This window comes from Azospirillum terrae, assembly GCF_053470425.1.
The window spans coordinates 1-4,147 of record NZ_JBPXMR010000034.1; the positions used below are offsets into that span (position 1 = coordinate 1).

General features: G+C 39.2%; 3 protein-coding genes. 2 read left to right on the forward strand and 1 reads right to left on the reverse strand.

Going from position 1 to position 4,147, the window contains the following annotated elements; all coding sequences use genetic code 11:
* On the forward strand, nucleotides 1-460 hold a 460-nt coding region (locus ACSVDD_RS29775; RefSeq protein ID WP_510167014.1), incomplete at its 5' end, for an IS3 family transposase.
* A gap of 210 nt (nucleotides 461-670) precedes the next feature.
* On the opposite strand, the gene ACSVDD_RS29780 is transcribed toward ACSVDD_RS29775, so the two are convergent.
* Nucleotides 671-1,906 (reverse strand): IS110 family RNA-guided transposase, encoded by a 1,236-nt coding sequence (locus ACSVDD_RS29780; RefSeq protein WP_510167015.1) that lies wholly within the window; start codon nucleotides 1,904-1,906, stop codon nucleotides 671-673.
* A 382-nt stretch (nucleotides 1,907-2,288) separates the two neighbouring features.
* Between ACSVDD_RS29780 and ACSVDD_RS29785 the strand changes: the two genes are divergently transcribed.
* Nucleotides 2,289-3,584, forward strand: a complete 1,296-nt coding sequence (locus tag ACSVDD_RS29785) for an IS110 family RNA-guided transposase (RefSeq protein WP_510167016.1) — start codon at nucleotides 2,289-2,291, stop codon at nucleotides 3,582-3,584.
* The last annotated feature ends 563 nt before the right edge of the window (nucleotides 3,585-4,147 follow it).

Genomic DNA, 4,147 nt, shown 5'->3' on the forward strand with positions numbered 1-4,147 from the left:
CGAAGTCCATTTATTTGGTGAGAAACTCTATCTTTCCCCTGTCCTCGATTTATTTAATGGAGAGATCATTACTTACAATATTGAAAGCCGTCCCAGATACGAGTTAGTTTCCATAATGTTAGACAAGGCTATTGCTTGCTTACCCGAAGGAGAAGCCCCAATACTGCATTCTGATCAAGGCTGGCATTATCAAATGAAGCCATACATTCATGAATTAAAACAGCATGGGATTATTCAAAGCATGTCCCGAAAAGGAAACTGTTTAGACAACGCAGTAATGGAGAACTTTTTTGGCCTCTTAAAGTCTGAACTATTATACCTACAAGAATTTGAAAGTATGGATCACTTCAAGCAGGAGCTTGAACAATACATTGATTACTATAACCACAAACGGATCAAGGAAAAATTAAAAGGATTGAGTCCGGTGCAATACCGAATTCAATCCTCTGTAGCTGCTTAATATTTATATGTCTAACTTTTTGGGGTCACTTCAAGCAGGATTAACGGCCTTTTTTGTTGAATCCATTATTGAACAAAACCAGCTAATAGTTTGTCAATATTTTTCATTAAAATTTCAAAATCCATCGTGATATACTAAAAAAGGGTATACCAAATAACCTTCATATTCTTTGAACTGGAAGGTTTTTCGTTATTTAGTTAGATGTTGTTTCTATGCTATATCTTGGAAAGTTGTTTTGTTTCTTAATAAGGCAAATATCCAGTGTAAGAGCTTATTTACACAAGCAATTACAGCTACTTTAAATGGTTTTCCTTCCTCGCGTTTCTTATCATAGAACTCTCGTAATTTCTTATTTCGAGGAATGATTTCATCGCTTGTTTTGCTCTTGCGACAGTCACGTATAGCACAACGAACAGCCATATATAAGGCGTGACGAAGTCTGCTGGATCCTCTTTTTGTGATTCGGTTTTTGGTGGCAGTAAACTTGCCAGATTCGAAAACACTAGGGTCTACTCCAGCGAAAGCCACGAGCTTTTTAGGGTCAGTAAATCGATCTATCTCCCCAATTTCAGAAATGATCGTTGCCGCGATCTTTTCACCGATACCAGGGATGGATTTGATAATATTATATTCTTCAACTTCTTTAGCGAGGGCATCTATCTCTGACTCCAATGTGGATAGGTGCTCTTTGTATTGAAGAATAATATCAATATACATACCTAAGCTTAAGATATGACTCTGATAGACTGTCTTTTCAAAGGGATTGCGAGCTGCGGCCTCTTTTAGTTGTAAGGCCTTTTCATTGGCCCATCTGATTGAGCGACTTTTACATAATTCCTTGATCCTATTTGATAGTGCTTCATCACTAGCCTCTAATATGTCTTCAGATGATGGAAACTCCTTTAACGTTAAGAGTGATACTACAGAATATAAATCACCGAACACTCCCCGATATTCAGGGAATACTTGATCCAGAATAGCCTGGAACTGAAGCTTTGTCTGAATCATCACTCCTGTAATATTCTCGTGTTGTCTTGTAAGGTTACGAAGATTTAAAAGCTGGACCCCTCGCTTTTTATACGGCTCTAACTCCTCCTTGTAAAACAGCTCGCAGAGGTGATAAGCATCGACGGCATCTGTCTTTACTTTCCTTAAACTTGAACTTTTCGCCTTGTAGGAAATCAAAGGGTTAATAATGATTAATAAGTACCCACGTTCCTCTAAATATTGGACTACGGCTGTTTGATAGTGTCCAGTTGCTTCAAGAATAACCGGAGGTTTTAGACCTGTTTCTTTTTGTACTACCTCTAGAAACTCTACAAGTAAAGCAAGACCCTGAAGAGTATGAGTTACTTTGAAGCTCTTACGGAATGGTTTGCCTTTATCAAGAAAAGCTTGAACCTGACTTTCCCCCTTAGAAATATCCAGACCAACGACTGGATTCATCCTGTATCATCTCCTAATCTTTTAATCTGCCGGTACCCCTAATTCTCCTTGCAGTGTCACAGCTTCGCTTGTTATACGAGATCTATGTCCCAACCAGCCTCAATCATGTTTCTACAAGTAGGGGGCAAACTGTTTTGTTGACGGGATCTAGGTCCCACGAGCAGTTACGTTTTACCCCGGCTACCGTTATAATAAGACCATATAGAAAAAGGTCAACCAGAAATATTTTCTTTTCTGGATGACCTTATAATACGAACGGGGCAGCATTCCTGTAATGAAGGAAAATGGAGTTTGAACAAAAAAATAACCTCTTGGTAGAATGAGAGAGTCCTGAGCTGGCCAGCAAAAAGGACAAACATCTCAAATACCAGGAGGCTTTAAAATGAATTATAACCAGAATAAGAAGATTGCTCAAATAACTTCTCAGACTCTTATTATAGGAGTCGATATTGCGAAGTTCAAGCATGTGGCACGTGCCCAGGACTTCAGGGGAATGGAGTTTGGATCTCCTTGTCAATTTGAAAATACAAAAGAAGGTTTTGGGCATTTCCTAAAATGGATTTCGGAAATCAAAAAAGAACAGCGTATGGATAGTGTGATGGTAGGCATGGAGCCAACAGGTCACTACTGGTTCAATCTGGCCCATATTTTAAAAGAAAACGGGATTAAGTTTGTCGCAGTAAATCCCTTGCACGTCAAGAAAAGCAAGGAATTGGATGATAACTCACCTACCAAGAATGATGTGAAAGATGCCAAAGTCATAGCTCAGCTGGTCAAGGACGGAAGATACGCCGAACCTACGATACCGCAAGGTGTTTATGCAGAACTCCGTGTGGCGAAGAAAATACGCGATCTTTTAACTGAAGACCTTCAAACTGTCCAAGGACAGGTACACAACTGGATTGACCGGTACTTCCCGGAATTCTTGAAAGTTTTTAAGAAGTGGGAAGGAAAGGCAGCGATACAATTTTTAAAGCTCTATGCCTTACCACATGAAATAGCTGAATTCACAGAAGAAGAACTGCTTGTCCATTTACGAAAATCAGTAACCCGGAGTGTGGGATTAAACAAGATCCGGGAGTTAAAATATGCGGCCAGCAAGTCCATCGGACTTCGACAAGGTGCTGAAATGGCCAGGCTTGAGCTTAAAACCATCTTGGCTAAATATGAATTAATTCAATTACAATTCGAAGAATTGGATACTAAGATAGACGGTCTGCTTGATGAAATACCCGGTGTACCACAAATGTTAGCGATAAAAGGTGTGGGCAGGGATACAATTGCCGGCTTCTTCGCTGAAGTAGGAGATTTAGGCGAATACAATCATCCCAGGCAAATTATCAAGCTGGCCGGTTTAAGCTTGAAAGAAAATACATCGGGTAAGCACAAAGGAAAAACGACCATTACAAAAAGGGGCCGTAAGAAGCTGAGGGCCCTGTTATTCAGGGTTAGTATGATTCTTGTCGCCAAAAATACGGCATTTAAGGCATTACATGAGTACTATACTCAACGTCCGGATAATCCATTAAAGAAGATGCAGTCTCTTATCGCTTTATGTAATAAACTGATACGGATTCTTTTCAATATTGGTAAAAAGCAATTTAGTTTTGATGAAGGTAAGATGTTAAGTGACATCCCTCATTTGGCAGTAAAAAAGAAAGTAGAAATGGCGGCTTAACTCTGTTTTAGTTTAGATGAATGGTAGTTCTTGTTTTTATAGATTTTGGAGACATTTGAAGCACGGATTAGTCGGCAAAGCAACTAAATTACGGGCTTGGACCCTGTGGGGCAGCATGGCTGACATCCACCTCATGGAAAGGTTGGACGAAGGAATTTGAGAGCGAAGACTCTGTGAGACTTGGGAGGGTTGACCTCCATGAGTAAATGTGGACATCCACCAGTGCGGTTATATTTTTACTCATCCACCAATTTCTGTAAGGGATTGGTTAGTGGGTTATAGATCTTTTTTCTCACTCTGTCCAAAAATATCCTTTCAAGTGAAGATCCTCCATTAATAAAGACATTTACTGTTTGGTAAACAACTATGAAATTCTAAGAAAACATGAGTAAATTGGCGTTTTCGCTTCTTTTATTGAGGGAGGTTAGTGGAAGGTTATATGGTAAAATAAAAATATTCAACATACTTATTTGGTGGGTGTTAAACATAGATAAAAATCATATTTATCAAGAGCTCGAGGCAATAAAACAAAGTTTATATAATCCCTTTCCTTACCGTGATAC